Source organism: Xylophilus sp. GW821-FHT01B05 (assembly GCA_038961845.1).
Taxonomy (GTDB): Bacteria; Pseudomonadota; Gammaproteobacteria; order Burkholderiales; family Burkholderiaceae_C; genus Xylophilus.
The window spans coordinates 2,487,422-2,501,019 of sequence record CP152408.1 but is presented as its reverse complement, the minus strand read 5'-3'; the positions used below and the strand labels follow the sequence as shown (position 1 = coordinate 2,501,019).

15 protein-coding genes are annotated in these 13,598 nt (G+C 67.8%); 9 read left to right on the top strand and 6 right to left on the bottom strand.

Features of this window, described 5'->3' with window-relative positions; genetic code table 11:
* Nucleotides 1-22 precede the first annotated feature (22 nt).
* Both AAFF27_11695 and AAFF27_11690 read right to left on the bottom strand, forming a co-directional pair.
* Entirely contained in the window at nt 23-460 is a 438-nt protein-coding gene (locus tag AAFF27_11695; protein ID XAH25807.1) for a universal stress protein, read from the bottom strand.
* 79 nt (nt 461-539) lie between these two features.
* Nucleotides 540-1,274 (bottom strand): 2OG-Fe dioxygenase family protein, encoded by a 735-nt coding sequence (locus tag AAFF27_11690; GenBank protein XAH25806.1) that lies wholly within the window; start codon nt 1,272-1,274, stop codon nt 540-542.
* Between the two features lie 63 nt (nt 1,275-1,337).
* Here AAFF27_11690 and AAFF27_11685 point away from each other — a divergent pair, with 63 nt between their 5' ends.
* On the top strand, nt 1,338-2,717 hold the full coding sequence (locus AAFF27_11685) for an NAD(P)/FAD-dependent oxidoreductase (protein ID XAH25805.1): 1,380 nt from the start codon (nt 1,338-1,340) through the stop codon (nt 2,715-2,717).
* 48 nt (nt 2,718-2,765) lie between these two features.
* On the top strand, nt 2,766-3,737 hold the full coding sequence (locus AAFF27_11680; protein XAH25804.1) for a tripartite tricarboxylate transporter substrate binding protein: 972 nt from the start codon (nt 2,766-2,768) through the stop codon (nt 3,735-3,737).
* 148 nt (nt 3,738-3,885) lie between these two features.
* On the opposite strand, the gene AAFF27_11675 is transcribed toward AAFF27_11680, so the two are convergent.
* Nucleotides 3,886-4,446: a Uma2 family endonuclease gene (locus tag AAFF27_11675; protein ID XAH25803.1), complete on the bottom strand. Its 561-nt coding sequence runs from the start codon at nt 4,444-4,446 to the stop codon at nt 3,886-3,888.
* Between the two features lie 146 nt (nt 4,447-4,592).
* Between AAFF27_11675 and AAFF27_11670 the strand changes: the two genes are divergently transcribed.
* Genes AAFF27_11670 through AAFF27_11650 form a run of 5 tightly spaced genes read left to right on the top strand, consistent with a single transcriptional unit; the run spans nt 4,593 to nt 8,273 of the window.
* Nucleotides 4,593-5,336, top strand: coding sequence for a GntR family transcriptional regulator (locus AAFF27_11670; protein ID XAH25802.1), 744 nt, complete (start codon nt 4,593-4,595; stop codon nt 5,334-5,336).
* Nucleotides 5,333-6,124 (top strand): transporter substrate-binding domain-containing protein, encoded by a 792-nt coding sequence (locus tag AAFF27_11665; protein XAH25801.1) that lies wholly within the window; start codon nt 5,333-5,335, stop codon nt 6,122-6,124. The genes AAFF27_11670 and AAFF27_11665 overlap by 4 nt, the downstream gene beginning before the upstream one ends.
* Before the next feature lie 36 nt (nt 6,125-6,160).
* A complete protein-coding gene (locus tag AAFF27_11660) occupies nt 6,161-6,823 on the top strand; it encodes an amino acid ABC transporter permease (protein ID XAH25800.1) in 663 nt (220 codons plus the stop codon).
* Between the two features lie 9 nt (nt 6,824-6,832).
* Nucleotides 6,833-7,486 (top strand): amino acid ABC transporter permease, encoded by a 654-nt coding sequence (locus AAFF27_11655; protein XAH25799.1) that lies wholly within the window; start codon nt 6,833-6,835, stop codon nt 7,484-7,486.
* Nucleotides 7,470-8,273, top strand: a complete 804-nt coding sequence (locus AAFF27_11650) for an amino acid ABC transporter ATP-binding protein (GenBank protein ID XAH25798.1) — start codon at nt 7,470-7,472, stop codon at nt 8,271-8,273. The genes AAFF27_11655 and AAFF27_11650 overlap by 17 nt, the downstream gene beginning before the upstream one ends.
* On the opposite strand, the gene AAFF27_11645 is transcribed toward AAFF27_11650, so the two are convergent.
* Complete coding sequence (locus AAFF27_11645) at nt 8,170-9,777, bottom strand: MFS transporter (protein ID XAH25797.1); 1,608 nt, start codon at nt 9,775-9,777, stop codon at nt 8,170-8,172. The genes AAFF27_11650 and AAFF27_11645 overlap by 104 nt on opposite strands.
* Nucleotides 9,778-9,875: 98 nt before the next feature.
* Between AAFF27_11645 and AAFF27_11640 the strand changes: the two genes are divergently transcribed.
* Nucleotides 9,876-10,793, top strand: a complete 918-nt coding sequence (locus AAFF27_11640; protein XAH25796.1) for a LysR family transcriptional regulator — start codon at nt 9,876-9,878, stop codon at nt 10,791-10,793.
* A 71-nt stretch (nt 10,794-10,864) separates the two neighbouring features.
* Nucleotides 10,865-11,422, top strand: coding sequence for a DUF1439 domain-containing protein (locus tag AAFF27_11635; protein XAH25795.1), 558 nt, complete (start codon nt 10,865-10,867; stop codon nt 11,420-11,422).
* Nucleotides 11,423-11,505: 83 nt separating this feature from the next.
* Here the strand turns inward: AAFF27_11635 and AAFF27_11630 are convergent, their stop codons facing one another.
* Nucleotides 11,506-11,865, bottom strand: a complete 360-nt coding sequence (locus AAFF27_11630) for a DUF1304 domain-containing protein (protein ID XAH25794.1) — start codon at nt 11,863-11,865, stop codon at nt 11,506-11,508.
* Nucleotides 11,866-11,888: 23 nt separating this feature from the next.
* Entirely contained in the window at nt 11,889-13,577 is a 1,689-nt protein-coding gene (locus AAFF27_11625; GenBank protein ID XAH25793.1) for a long-chain fatty acid--CoA ligase, read from the bottom strand.
* Nucleotides 13,578-13,598 lie beyond the last annotated feature (21 nt).

Sequence of the window (13,598 nt, the reverse complement as noted above, 5' to 3'; positions counted from 1 at the left end):
TCTTCAAATTTCCGAATGCAGATCAGTCTCGGACTACAAGCACCGGAATGTGGACATCCCCCAGCACACGCTGGGTAACACTGCCCAGCACCAGCTTCTCCAGCCCCTTGCGGCCGTGCGAGCCCATCACGATCAGGTCGGCGTCCACGCTGTCGGCGGTTTCGACAATGCCGCGGTGCACGGCGTGGCCTTCCACCACCATCACGTTGGCATCCACGCCCTGCTTGGCAGCCAGCTGTTGTGCGGCTTCCAGTGCGCTGTTGGCTTCGTTGGTGGCGGCGCTCAGGTACTGGTCCTGGCCATAGGCCAGATCGGTGCCCACGCCGGTGAAGGGATAGGGGTCGATCACATAGACGACAGAGACCTCGCTGCCAAAGGCCTTGGCCAGGCCTGCCGCCTTAGCCACGGCCTGCTGCGCGGTATCGGAACCATCGACGGCGACCAGGATGTGCTTGAACATGGTGTGCTCCTCTGTATGGACGACGGCCCCACCCTACACCATCGCCGCGCCAGCAGGAACCCGCGCGATCCCGGTTACATCAAGGGCCTTGGAAGCCGCTGGCGCGGCAAGTCACCACCAGCGTATCGCGATGGCCACCTTCGGCCAGCGGCTGGATCGGGGTGGACTCATGGATCATGCGTGCGTCGTCCAGCAGCAGCACCGACCAGGGCTCGGTCAACGTGAAGCGCTGGCCGCTGGGGCCGGCCGCCTCGAACACGCGGGTTTCGCCGCCCTTGATGCCTTCGCGCCCAATCATGAACACCGCCACCAGGTCCACGCCGTCGCGGTGCGCGCCCTCGGGCGTGGGCCGGCCGATGCCGTCGGTGGTGTCGATACGGAACTGGTGCGCCTCCAGGTACCAGGGCTGCGCGCCGCGCAAGGCGCTGGCCAGGCCACCCAAAGCGCGCAGCAGTTGCAGCCAGCCGGGCGAGGCGACGGTGGCCGGCAGCATGGGCGCAAACCAGCGCTCCATGCCGCCGTGCAAGGCGTTGTACTCCAGCGGCTGCCAGTGCGCGCGGTGCGGCATGTGCGCCACCGTCTGGCCGTCGACCTCGAAGCAGGCATGGCGGCGGCGCCGGTAGCGGCCGCCGTCCTTCAGGTACTGGTCGGTCTCCAGGCTGTCCCAGTCGGTGCGCATGGCCTCGAGCGCCAGCGGGTCGCAGCCGCTCCAGCGGCGCACGTCGGCGGCAGAGAGCACGGCATGGCCGAGCATGCGCAGCTGGGATTCCAGGCGATCAAACGGCGTGTACGGGGGGTCGAACGTGGCGGTCATGCGTCGAGCTTAAACCCAACGGTTTGTTGCAGCCGGCAAGAGCGCTGGTGCATGATTCCCCACATGACCGAACCCGCTCCCACCACCCCGCAGCGCCCCCACATCGTGATCATCGGCTGCGGCTTTGGCGGCCTGGAAGCCGCCCGCGCGCTAAAGGCTGCGCCGGTGGACATCACCCTGGTGGACCGCAACAACCACCACCTGTTCCAGCCCCTGCTCTACCAGGTCGCCACCGCCGGCCTGGCCGCGCCCTCTATCGCCGCACCCATCCGCCACCTGTTCCGGCGCCAGGCCAATGCCACGGTGCTGCTGGGCGAGGTGGTGGGCATAGACCCGACCGCGCGCTCGCTGGCGCTGGCCGACGGCGGCGAGCTGCGCTATGACCACCTGATCGTCGCCGCAGGCGCCACCCACGGCTACTTCGGCCACGACGAATGGGCCGAGCACGCGCCCGGTCTGAAGACGCTGGACGATGCCTTTGCCATCCGCCGCCGCGTGCTGTTGGCCTTTGAGGCCGCAGAAAAAGAAACCGACCCCGCCCGGCGCGCCGCTTGGCTCACCTTCGTGGTGGTGGGCGCTGGCCCCACCGGCGTGGAAATGGCCGGCACCCTGGCCGAGATTGCACGGCGCACGCTGCCGGGCGAGTTCCGCAACTTCGACCCGGCCAGCGCCCAGGTGCTGTTGGTGGAAGGCGGCCCGCGCGTGCTGCAGGCCTTCCCCGAAGCCCTGAGCGAGCGCGCACGCGAGCAGCTCCAGCGCCTGGGGGTAGAGGTGCGCACCAGCGCCCGGGTGACCCAGATCGATGCCGATGGTTTACAGGTCGAATCGCCCTCCAGCCCAGGTGGGACCTTGGCAAGTAGCTACCGAATCAATAGCAAATGCATGATCTGGGCCGCCGGTGTGGCCGCCTCGCCCCTGGGCCGCCTGCTGGGCGAGGCCACGGGCGCGCAGATCGATCGCGCCGGCCGCGTCGTGGTCGAGCCTGATCTATCGCTGCCCGGCCACCCGGAAGTCAGCGTGATCGGCGACCTGGCCGCCGCCAAGAGCTACGTCCCCGGGCAAGAGCCTGCACCAGTGCCGGGCGTCTCACCCGGGGCCAAGCAGATGGGCCGCACCGCCGCAGCCAACATCCTGCGGCGCCTGGCCGGCAGCACCGGCCAGCCGTTTCGCTACGCCGACTACGGCAACCTGGCCACCATCGGCCGCCGCGCCGCCGTGGTCGATCTGGCCTCGCCCATGGGGCCGATCCGCTTCTCGGGCACGCTGGCGTGGCTGTTCTGGCTGTTTGCCCACATCTGGTTTTTGATCGGTTTCCGCAACCGGGTAGCGGTGCTGGCCGACTGGGCCACGGCCTATTTCCGCTACCACCGGCCGGCGCGCATCGTTACCGGCGTGCGGCACCCGCGTGCCGGGGCGGCAGAGGCGCCTGAAGAGGCAGACTGATCGCAGCGCTTCGTATCATCGTGTCTCTTTACATATAGGAGACACACCATGCGCCTGAAGACCGTTCTGCTCCCCCTGTTGGCCGCCCTGGGCCTTGGTGCCGCCCAGCAGGCGCTGGCGGCCTACCCCGACAAACCGATCAAGGTCGTGATCGGTTTCCCCGCAGGCGGCCCGTTGGACCAGCACGCGCGCCTGCTGTCAGACCGGCTGCAGGCGGTGCTGGGCCAGCCCATCCTCGTGGACTACAAGCCCGGCGCCGGCGGCTCGGTAGGCGCAGAGTTCGTGGCCAAGAGCACGCCCGACGGCTACACCCTGATGCTGGGCAACACCGGCGCGCTGGTGATCAACGGCGCGCTCTACCAGCGCCTGCCCTACAACACGCTGCGCGACTTTGTGCCCATCGCCCGCACGGCCCAGCAGCCACTGGCGCTGCTGGTGAACAACGCCGTGCCGGTCAAGACACTGCCGGACTTCATCGCCTATGCCAAGGAACACCCCGGCAAGGTCAACTACGGCTCGGCCGGCAACGGCGGCATCTCGCACCTGGTGCCCGAGATGTTCAAGAACGCCACCGGCACCTTCATGGTCCACATTCCCTACCGTGGCAGCGCGCCGGCCTTCACCGACCTGATGGGCGGCCAGGTGCAGTTCATGGCCGAATCCATCCCGCAGGCCGCCAGCTACGCCAAGCAGGGCAAGGTGCGCGCGCTGGCCGTCACCAGCCGCGAGCGCAACCCCGCCCTGCCCGACGTGCCAACCGCCATCGAGTCGGGCCTGAAGAATTTCGAGGTGGTGGGCTTCTACGGCTTCATGGCCCCCGCCGCCACACCCAAGGACGTAGTCGCCCGGCTCAGCGATGCCTTCCGCCAGGTGCTGTCCCAGCCCGAACTGCGCAGCCGCATGGTGACCCAGGGCGCCGACCCGGCCTTCCTGGGCAGCGAGGACTTCGCGCAGTTCCTGGCGGCGGAGACGCCGCGTTGGCAAGAGGCGGTGAAGGCGTCGGGCGCGCGGATGGATTAGGACCACCCCCAGGCTACGCACTTCGTGTCTTCGCCTCCCCCCTTCGAGGGGGCAACACCTGCGGCCTGGCAAAGCCAGTTCCGCGGTGTTTTTGGCATGACTCAGCTCCGAATTTTTCCGCCGAGCACCGAAGGCCAGGCGCTGCTGACTACACCACGTCGGCAAACAGCTGCGCAGCCGTGATGCTCAGCTCCACGCTTGCCAGCGTCACCACCTCGCCTGCGGCAAAGGGGTGCAGCACCCACAGGCCGTCCTCGCCCTTGCGGTAGACGTCGGTGGCGCGGGTGTCCAGGTCTACCAGCAGGTATTCCTGGAGGCTGGCGATGCTGCGGTAGTGCGAGAACTTCACGCCACGGTCATAGGCGGCGGTGCCGGGCGAGAGCACCTCGGCGATCAGGGTGGGCTCGGTCCTCACCATGGCGCTGGCCTGGTCGGCGGCGCTGCAGGTGACCAGCACGTCGGGATAGAAATAGGCGTTGGCCGTCGCGATGTGCAGGCGCATATCGCTCATATAGGTGCGGCATGGGGTGCCGGTGAAATGCTGGCGCAGGAAGATGTAGAGATTTCCTGCGGCGGTCACATGCCGGTCTTCAGCCCCAGCCATGGCGAACACTTCGCCATCGAGATACTCATGGCGCTCGGGCTGCTCGGCTTCCCAGCTCAGGTAATCAGCCGGACTGAAAGGTTTCTTGGGTACGGGATGTGCCATGGCGTCCTCACGGGGCGGTTCGCACGATTATGCGGCCAGGCCTGCCCTGCGCCTGGCCCATTTCGGTGCACCACGGCCCGGGCCTTGAACCGTTCCGGTGCACATAGCTTGTATACCAGTGGCACGGAATCTGCTGTACCGGTTACATGCCTTCCGCCACCGAGATCAGCAGCCGCATCATCGAAGCCGTGATGGCGCAAAAGCTTGCGCCCGGCACGCGGCTGGGTGAGCAGCAACTGGCCGTGTTGTTTGACTGCAGCCGCACCATCGTGCGCGAGGCGCTCACACGGTTGTCCACGCGCGGCATCGTTACGGTGAGCGCGCGGCGCGGCTGGTTCGTGGTCGAGCCCTCGCAAGATGAGGCACGCGAGGCCTTCGAAGCGCGCCGCGTGATCGAGCTGGGCCTGATCCGCCAGATGCCCAGGATTGGCAAGGACGCCATCCGCCAGCTCAAGCAGCACCTGCAGCGCGAGAAAGCCGCCGTGCGCGGCAGCGACGTGGGCGCGCGCAGCTTTCTGTTGGGCGACTTCCATGTCTGCCTGGCCGACTGCCTGGGCAACCACCTGCTGGCCGACACGCTGCGCGACTTCACCGCGCGCACCACGCTGATTGCCATGCTCTACCAGTCGTCGCACGATGCGGCGCAGTCCTGTGAAGACCACGTGCGCATCGTCGCCGCACTGGAGGTGGGCGACACCGCCCTGGCCGAGCAGCTGATGTCCGAGCACATCGGCACCGTGCAGGCCGCGCTGCGGCTCAAGCCCGTGGCCACCGAAGAAGACCCGCTGCGCGAACTGCGCGACGCATTGGCACCGGTCGCCAAGTCGCCGGCCGGCACCAAGACACCTGTTTCCGAAACCCCCTCCACTTACCTGGGAGCCTTGCTATGACCTTCGCCCGCCGCCCGCTCGCCCTTGGCCTTGTCACCCTCGCCGCTTTCGCCGCCTGCGGCGTGCATGCACAGTCCGCCCTGGACGACGTCATGAAGGCCAAGACGATCAAGATCGCCATCCCGACCGACTACCCGCCCTATGGCTTCGTCGGCACCGACCTGCAGCCCCAGGGCCTGGACATCGACACCGCCCGCCTGATCGCCGCCAAGCTGAGCGTGAAGGTTGAGCTGGTGCCGGTGACCAGCGCCAACCGCATTCCCTACCTGCAGACCAAGAAGGCGGACCTGGTGATCTCCACGCTGGGCAAGAACCCCGAGCGCGAGAAGGTGATCGACTTCACCGCCGCCTACTCGCCCTTCTTCCAGGCCGTGTTCGCGCCCAAGAGCCTGCCGGTCAAGAGCTTTGCCGACCTGGCCGGCAAGAGCGTGGCGGTGACCCGTGGCGCCATGGAAGACCAGGAGCTGTCCAAGGTCATCCCGGCCGGCGTGGACGTCAAGCGCTTCGAGGACAACAACGCCACCATCGCAGCCTTCGTCGCGGGCCAGACGCAGGTGATTGCCACCAGCGCCTCGGTGGCCGGCAACATGATGGCCAAGAACCCGCAGATCGGCGCCGAGTACAAGCTGCTGCTCAAGGAAAGCCCCAACTTCATCGGCGTGGCCAAGGGTGAAGACGCGCTGCGCGGCAAGGTCAACGAGATCCTGGCTGACGCCAAGAAGACCGGCGAGCTCGACAAGCTGTCGCAGAAGTGGCTCGGCCGCCCGGCCGGCGATCTGCCGCAGTAAACGCCCCCGCAAGCTGCACGACAAGGACGCTTCCCCATGCGCATCCAGTTCGACTTTGGCGCGGTGCTGAGCGAGTGGCCGCTGCTGCTGCACGGCATCTACTGGACCATCGGCCTGACCGCCGTGGCCACGGTGATCGGCCTGGCGCTGGGCATTGCCTTTGCCTGGGCGCGCGCCAGCGGCCCCACCTGGCTGCGCTGGGTGGTCGGCACCTATGTAGAGCTGGTGCGCAACACGCCCTTCATCGTGCAGTTGTTCTTCATCTTTTTCGGCCTGCCGGCCGCGGGCGTGAAGCTCTCGCCCGAGACGGCATCCGTGATTGCCATGGTGGTGAACCTGAGCGCCTACGCCACCGAGATCATCCGCGCCGGCATTGCCGCCACGCCGCGCGGCCAGATCGAGGCCGCGCAAAGCCTGGCGCTGGGCCGGGTGCAGATCTTTACGCGGGTGGTGCTGCCGCCGGCGCTGGCCAAGGTCTGGCCGGCCATGACGGGGCAGATCATCATCGTGATGCTGGGCTCGGCCGTGTGCGGGCAGATCTCCACGCCCGAGCTGAGCTACGCCGCCAACCTGATCCAGAGCCGCAACTTCCGCGCGTTCGAGTCCTACATCGTCGCCACGCTGCTCTACCTGGCGCTGGCCATTGCCCTGCGCCGCCTGCTGCAGTGGGCAGGCCCGCGCCTGCTGTTCGGAAAATAAGAGATCGCCATGGTTGAATTCACCCTCTGGGACATCCTGCGCAACCTGCTGCTGGCGGCACGCTGGACGGTGGCCCTGTCGCTGATTGCCTTTATTGGCGGTGGCCTTGTCGGGCTGGCGCTGCTGGTGCTGCGGCTGGCGCGCGGCAAGATCGCGCAGCGCTTTGTGGCCGGCTATGTGCAGCTATTCCAGGGTACGCCGCTGCTGATGCAGCTGTTTTTGGCGTACTTTGGCGTTGCGCTGCTGGGCATAGACACCTCGCCCTGGTTTGCGGCTGCGCTGGCGCTCACGCTCTACAGCAGCGCCTATCTGACCGAGATCTGGCGCGGCTGCGTCGAGGCCGTGCCCAAGGGCCAGTGGGAGGCCTCCGGCAGCCTGGCGCTGTCCTTCTCCGAACAACTGCGCCACGTGGTCTTGCCGCAGGCCTCGCGCCTGGCCATCGCACCCACGGTGGGCTTTCTGGTGCAGGTGGTCAAGGGCACGGCGCTGGCCTCGGTCATTGGTTTTATCGAGCTGACCAAGGCCGGCAGCATGATCTCCAACGCCACCTTCAAGCCCTTCGTGGTCTACAGCTGCCTGGCGCTGATGTACTTCGCGCTGTGCTTCCCCATCAGCCTCTACGCCCGTGTGCTCGAAAGGAAACTCAATGCCGACCGTCGCTGAAACCTCCTCCCCCGTTGTCACCGACGCCGCGCTGCCGCATGCCGCGCCGGGCGCGCCCATCGTCGCCATCCATGGCCTGCGCAAGTCCTATGGCACGAACGAGGTGCTCAAGGGCATAGACCTGCAGGTGGCGCGCGGCGAGGTGATCGCCATCATCGGCAAGAGCGGCTCGGGCAAGAGCACGCTGCTGCGCTGCATCAACGGCCTGGAAGCCTTCCAGGACGGCGCGCTTACCGTTGATGGCCAGCCGCTGGTCTATGACAGCCCGCAGGCCATGCGCGCGCTGCGCCAGCGCGTGGGCATGATCTTCCAGGGCTTCAACCTGTTCCCGCACCTATCGGTGGGCCGCAACATCATGCTGGCGCCCACCCTGGTCAAGAAGAAGTCGCAGCAAGACGCCGCCGAGCACGCACGCAAGCTGCTGGAGCGCGTGGGCCTGGGCGAGAAGTTCGACGCCCGGCCCGAGCAGCTCTCTGGCGGCCAGCAGCAGCGCGTGGCCATCGCCCGCGCGCTGGCCATGGAACCCGGCGTACTGCTGTGCGACGAGATCACCTCGGCCCTTGACCCGGAACTGGTCGGCGAGGTGCTGCGCGTGGTCGAGTCGCTGGCGCTGGAGGGCATGACCCTGCTCATGGTCACGCATGAGATGAGCTTTGCCCGCAAGGTGGCCGACCGCGTGATCTTCATGCACCAGGGCCGCGTGCACGAGGCCGGCTCGCCTGCAGAGCTGTTTGGCAACCCGCAGACGCCGGAGCTGAAGCAGTTCCTGTCTTCGCTGCACGACTGACACTCGGCCGCCGCAGCGCCCGGAACGCCACCAGCGCCGACACCACAGAGATCCCCGCCAGCAGGTACAGGAGCGACTGAAAGGCCTGCGCGTAAGCGGCGTGCAGCACCGGCGCGGGCACGCCCGGCAGCAGTGCTGCAGCCTGCACCAGATCCCCCGCCGCGGCCTGGTGCGCCGCGCTTGCCGTGGCGCCGTGCGGCAACTGCGCCTGCACCAGCGCTGCCAGCAAGGTGCCAACCAGCGCCACCGCAATGCCCTCGCCCGCCACGCGCAAGGTGTTGAAGATGCCAGCCGCCATGCCCGCCTGCTCGCGCGGCACCACGCTCACCGCCAGCCCATCCATCAGCCCCCAGGGCAGCCCGATGCCGCAGCCGATCAACAGCAGCGGCGGCAACAGGGCAGCGGGCGCATCGCCGGGCATCCACTGCGCCAGCCAAGCCAGCCCGGCCGCGCAGCCCAGCAGGCCAACACCCGACAACACGCCCGCCGACACCCAGCGCACCAGCCAGCCCGACAGCAGCGGCACCACCAGCATCGGCCCCGACAGCGCCAGCATCCACCAGCCAACCTGCACCTCGGGCCAGCCTTCGGCGCCGATAAAGCGCAGCGGCAACAGCACCAGCAAGACCACAAAGGACCAGGCCGGCGCCACCGCCAGCCACTGCACGCCGGCAAAGCGCGCGCTACGGAACAGGCGCAGGTCCAGCATCGGGTGCGCCACGCGCAGCTCGGTACGCACAAAGAACAGCAACAAGCCAGCGGCAACCACCAGCAAGGCCAGCACCGAGGCATCAGCCCAGCCCCGCTCCGGCGCGCGCAACACCGCCCAGGTGAACAGCGCCAGCCCCAGGGTGAAGCTGCTGGCGCCCAGCCAATCGACTCGCTGCGCCGCCGCAGCCGGGTTGCGCGATTCGCGCATGGCATAGGCGCCCAGCAAGCCGGCGCCAGCCGTCAGCGCCGCCAGCACCAGGAAGAAGCTGCGCCAGCCCACTCCATGCACCAACGCCCCGGCCAACAAGGGGCCAAAGGCCAGCCCCACGCCAAAGCTGGCGCCCAGCAGGCTGTAGGCGCGCGGCCGCGCCGGCTCGTCGAACACCTGGGCCAGCGCCGCCGGCCCGCTGGAGAGAATGGCCGCCGCGCCCACGCCCTGCAAGGCGCGCAGCAGGTCCAGCGCCACGATGCCGGGCGCGGCCCAGGCCGCGACGCTGGCCGCTGCAAACAGCGCCGTGCCGCTCAGAAACCAGCGCCTGCGCCCCTGCCGGTCGGCCAAGGTGCCAAACACCAGCAGCAGGCTGCCGAATGCCAGCATGAAGGCGTTGTTGACCCACATCAGCGCCTCGGGCCCGGCACCAAACTCCTGGCCGATGGCGTGCAGCGCCACCGCCGCACCGGTAAAGCCCAGCGGCAGACACAAGGCCGCCAGGCAGACCGCGGCCAGGGTCAGCCGGGCCTCCACCCGCGACGGCACAGCGCCAAAGCGGGTGGGCAAAGAGATCGCAGACATGGTTTCTTCCCGTTGTATGTTCAGGGATAGAAGATAAAAACTCTGCAAAATAAGATAAACAGGCCATTCAACCGCTCTTAACGGAATTATTTTCTTCAATGCCCAGCACCGACCATCTCCTGAACGGCCTGCAGGCCTTTGTGCAGGCGGCGGAAACCCGCAGCTTTGTGGCCGCCGGCCAGCGCCTGGGCCTGTCGGCCTCGGCCATAGGCAAGAGCGTGGCCAAGCTGGAAGAAAAGCTGGGCGTGCGCCTGATGCAGCGCAGCACGCGCCGCATCCACCTCACACCCGAGGGCGAGCTGTTCCTGGCGCGCAGCCAGCGCATCCTGGCCGACCTGAACGACGCACGCGAAGAGCTGGCCCACCACATGGACACCCCGCGCGGCCGGCTGCGGGTCAGCCTGCCGGCGGTCGGCTACCGCCTGCTGCTGCCGGTGCTGCCGGAATTCACTGCGCGCTACCCAGACATCGCACTCGACCTGGACTTCAGCGACCGCATGGTCGACGTGATCGACGAAGGCTTCGATGCCGTGGTGCGCAGCGGCCCGCTGCGCGACTCGCGGCTGCAGGCCCGCACCCTGGGCAGCTTTCGCTGGGCCATCGTCGGCACGCCCGATTACCTGGCGCAGCGCGGCACGCCGCAGCGCCCACGTGACCTGCTGCAGCACGCCTGCCTGCAATACCGCTTTGTCACCACCGGCAAGCTGGAGGAATGGCGGCTGCAGGCCGACCCCAACGACCCCGAAGGCCCGCTGCCGCCGCTGCCCGTGGTCCTGACCAGCAGCAACCTGGAGGGCCTGATCCACGCCGCCCTGCGCGGCCTGGGCCTGGCCTTTTTGCCGGACTTCGCCGTGCGCGAAGCCCTGGCCGCCGGCACGCTGCAGGCCGTGCTGGCCGACTACACACAGGACAGCGGCCACTTCTCTGTGCTGTGGCCCGCGCACCGCCAGCTCTCGCCCCGGCTGCGGGTGTGGCTGGATTTCTTGTGTGCGCGGCTGTTTCCGGAGTCGGCTTGATTCGCCCAGCCCCGTTACCCATGGATGCCACGCAAAAGGAACGATGCCAGCCCAGCGCCGTCGAAGCGAGCATGGCTTCTTCCACATTCCCCCGCCGCAGCCTGCTGGCCGTGGCTGCCCTGCTGCCCTTGCTGGCCCGCGCGGGCTACAACATCTGGACGGGCGAATACACGCTGAGCCGGGAGCAGGTCCAGGCCGGCATTGCGCGGCGCTTTCCGGTGAGCCTGCGCTATGCCGAGTTGATCGAGGTGCGCCTGAGCAACCCGCGCATCGCCCTGAACCCGCAAGCCAACCGGCTGACCATCACCACCGACACCTTGCTGCGCAACCCGCTGCTGTTTCCCACGCCCTTGCCGGGCCTGCTGGCGATCAGCAGCGGCCTGCGCTTTGATGCGGCCACGCGCAGCGTGCGGCTGAACGAACCCACCACCGAGCGGCTGGAGCTGCAAGGCCTGTCGGCCAATGACACGCGCAACCTGCAATCGGTCGGCGCCATGGTGGCGCAGCAGGTGCTGCGCGACTACCCGCTGCACACCTTCACGCCCGAGGAACTGCGCTTTGGCAACCGCCCGGTGGAGCTGGGCGCGATCACGGTGACGGATGAGGGCTTGAAGGTAGAAGTGCGCTAGCCAGCCACAACTATCAAATAGATAGCTATAAGCCCAGGCTGCACCTGGGCTAGAGGCATATTTCCCTCAAAACCCGAAAAACCTCAACGCGCCAGCAGCACCAGCGCGATCCCCAGCAAGGCCGGCACGGCCTGCACCCACAGGATCTTGCGGCCCACCGTGGCCGCGCCGTAGAGGCCGGCGACCAGCACGCAGCCCAGGAAGAACAGCTTCACGCCCTCGCCCGCCGGCCCCAGCCACACGCCCCACAGCAAGCCCGCCGCCAGAAAACCGTTGTACAGCCCCTGGTTGGCCGCCAGCACGCGGCTGGCGCGGGCAGACTCCGGCGTTTGCCGGAAGGTGCGCAGGCCGATGGGTTTCTCCCAAAGGAACATCTCCAGCACCAGGATGTAGATGTGCAGCAGGCCCAGCAGGGCGGCCACGGCATTGGCCAATAGAGACATGAAGATCCTCCCGTTGTGCGTCGTCAGTGAATGGCCTCGGACTCTTGCAATGTGCGCCACATCACCTTGCCGCTGCCACTCTTGGGCAGCGCAGCGACCAACTCCACCACGCGCGGTGCCTTGTAGACCGCCATGTTCTCGCGGCACCAGGCAATGATGTCTTCGGGCGTGGTCGCCTCGTGGCCGCGGCGCAGCACCACCACGGCCTTGACGCTTTCGCCGCGGTAGGCGTCGCGCGTGGCGATCACGCAGGCTTCTTGAATGGCGGGGTGGCGGAACATCAGCGCCTCGACCTCGGCCGGCCAGACCTTGAAGCCCGATGCATTGATCATGCGCTTGAGCCGGTCGGTCATGAAGAAGTAGCCGTCTTCGTCCACGCGACCCAGGTCGCCGGTGCGGAAGAAGCGCTTGCCCTCCAGCTCGATGAAGGCGGCGGCGGTGGCGTCGGGGCGCTTCCAGTAGCCCTGGAACACCTGCGGGCCGTGGATGACGATCTCGCCCGCCTCGCCCGTGGGCAGTTCGGCCAGGGTGTCGGGGTCGATGATGCGGGCCTCGGTGCTCATGATGGGGATGCCCAGGCACTGCTGCTTGGGTGCATCTGGCGGGTTGGTGTGCGAGGGCGCGGCGGTTTCGGTCAGGCCGTAGCCTTCGCAGTAGCGCAGGCCAAACTCTTCCAGCAGGCGCTGCGCCACTGGCTGCGGCATGGCCGCCCCGCCGCCGCCGATCTGCACCAGGCTGGACAAATCAAAGCTGGCCATGTTCGGGCTGGCCAGCAGGTCGATCACCATGGTCGGGATGTTGGTCCAGTGGGTCACGCCGTAGCGCGATATCAGGCGGCCCGCCAGGTCGCGCTCCCAGCGCGGCATGATCACCAGCGTGGCCCCGCCGTAGATGGCCGTGTGCATCAGGCTCACGATGCCGGTGATGTGGAACATGGGGATCACCGCCAGCGTCACCGTCTCCGAGCTGCCGCCGCCCCAGTGCGATCCAGAGATCGCGTTGTGCACGACGCCCGCGTGCCGGTGCATGCAGCCCTTGGGCAGGCCGGTGGTGCCGCTGGTGTAGGGCAGCAGCGCCATGTCTTCCGGCCCCGCCGTGTAGGCCGGCGCCGGCTCGGCGCAGGCGATGGCGTCGACCCACGCATGCGCCTGGCCACCATCGAGCTGCGGCGGCGCATGGCGGGTCAGCAGCCATTCGCGCCAGGATTCGGGGGGCGCGTCCGGCCCCTGGATGCCGGCGTCAAAGGCATCGGTGAAATGGGTGATGACCAGGTGCTGCAGCCGCTCCTGCGCCGGCAGCGCGTTGCTGGCGCGCGCCAGCTCGGGTGCCAGGTCGGCAGTGGTGAGCGCCACGCGCGCGTCCGGGTCGGTGATGTAGTGCTTGAGCTCTTCCGCCCGGTTCATGGGGTTGACCGGCACCACCACGGCGTTGGCACGCAGGATGGCGAAGTGCGCAATGACCAGCTGCGGGCAGTTCTGCATGTCCAGCAGCACCCGGTCGCCCTTGCGCACGCCCAGGCCATGCAAAAAGGCCGCCAGCCGCTCAACCTGCTGCGCCACTTCGGCATAGCTCAGGCTGCGGCCAAAGAACACCAGCGCTGCCTTGTGCGGATAGCGCCGCGCAGAGATGTCGAGGTTGTCCCACAGCGAGGTGGCGGGCAATGTCAGGCGGTGCGGCAGGCGCTTGGGCCAGAACGAGTGATGCGGGCGCATGAGGTCTCCTTTGCAGCGCCC

What these genes read in the sequence shown, in the direction of transcription:
- AAFF27_11630 (XAH25794.1), bottom strand. Translation starts at nt 11,865, where the DNA reads ATGTCTCTATTGGCCAATGCCGTGGCCGCCCTGCTGGGCCTGCTGCAC.
- AAFF27_11650 (XAH25798.1), top strand. Translation starts at nt 7,470, where the DNA reads ATGCCGACCGTCGCTGAAACCTCCTCCCCCGTTGTCACCGACGCCGCG.
- AAFF27_11665 (XAH25801.1), top strand. Translation starts at nt 5,333, where the DNA reads ATGACCTTCGCCCGCCGCCCGCTCGCCCTTGGCCTTGTCACCCTCGCC.
- AAFF27_11695 (XAH25807.1), bottom strand. Translation starts at nt 460, where the DNA reads ATGTTCAAGCACATCCTGGTCGCCGTCGATGGTTCCGATACCGCGCAG.
- AAFF27_11625 (XAH25793.1), bottom strand. Translation starts at nt 13,577, where the DNA reads ATGCGCCCGCATCACTCGTTCTGGCCCAAGCGCCTGCCGCACCGCCTG.
- AAFF27_11685 (XAH25805.1), top strand. Translation starts at nt 1,338, where the DNA reads ATGACCGAACCCGCTCCCACCACCCCGCAGCGCCCCCACATCGTGATC.
- AAFF27_11655 (XAH25799.1), top strand. Translation starts at nt 6,833, where the DNA reads ATGGTTGAATTCACCCTCTGGGACATCCTGCGCAACCTGCTGCTGGCG.
- AAFF27_11660 (XAH25800.1), top strand. Translation starts at nt 6,161, where the DNA reads ATGCGCATCCAGTTCGACTTTGGCGCGGTGCTGAGCGAGTGGCCGCTG.
- AAFF27_11670 (XAH25802.1), top strand. Translation starts at nt 4,593, where the DNA reads ATGCCTTCCGCCACCGAGATCAGCAGCCGCATCATCGAAGCCGTGATG.
- AAFF27_11680 (XAH25804.1), top strand. Translation starts at nt 2,766, where the DNA reads ATGCGCCTGAAGACCGTTCTGCTCCCCCTGTTGGCCGCCCTGGGCCTT.
- AAFF27_11690 (XAH25806.1), bottom strand. Translation starts at nt 1,274, where the DNA reads ATGACCGCCACGTTCGACCCCCCGTACACGCCGTTTGATCGCCTGGAA.
- AAFF27_11640 (XAH25796.1), top strand. Translation starts at nt 9,876, where the DNA reads ATGCCCAGCACCGACCATCTCCTGAACGGCCTGCAGGCCTTTGTGCAG.
- AAFF27_11645 (XAH25797.1), bottom strand. Translation starts at nt 9,777, where the DNA reads ATGTCTGCGATCTCTTTGCCCACCCGCTTTGGCGCTGTGCCGTCGCGG.
- AAFF27_11675 (XAH25803.1), bottom strand. Translation starts at nt 4,446, where the DNA reads ATGGCACATCCCGTACCCAAGAAACCTTTCAGTCCGGCTGATTACCTG.
- AAFF27_11635 (XAH25795.1), top strand. Translation starts at nt 10,865, where the DNA reads ATGGCTTCTTCCACATTCCCCCGCCGCAGCCTGCTGGCCGTGGCTGCC.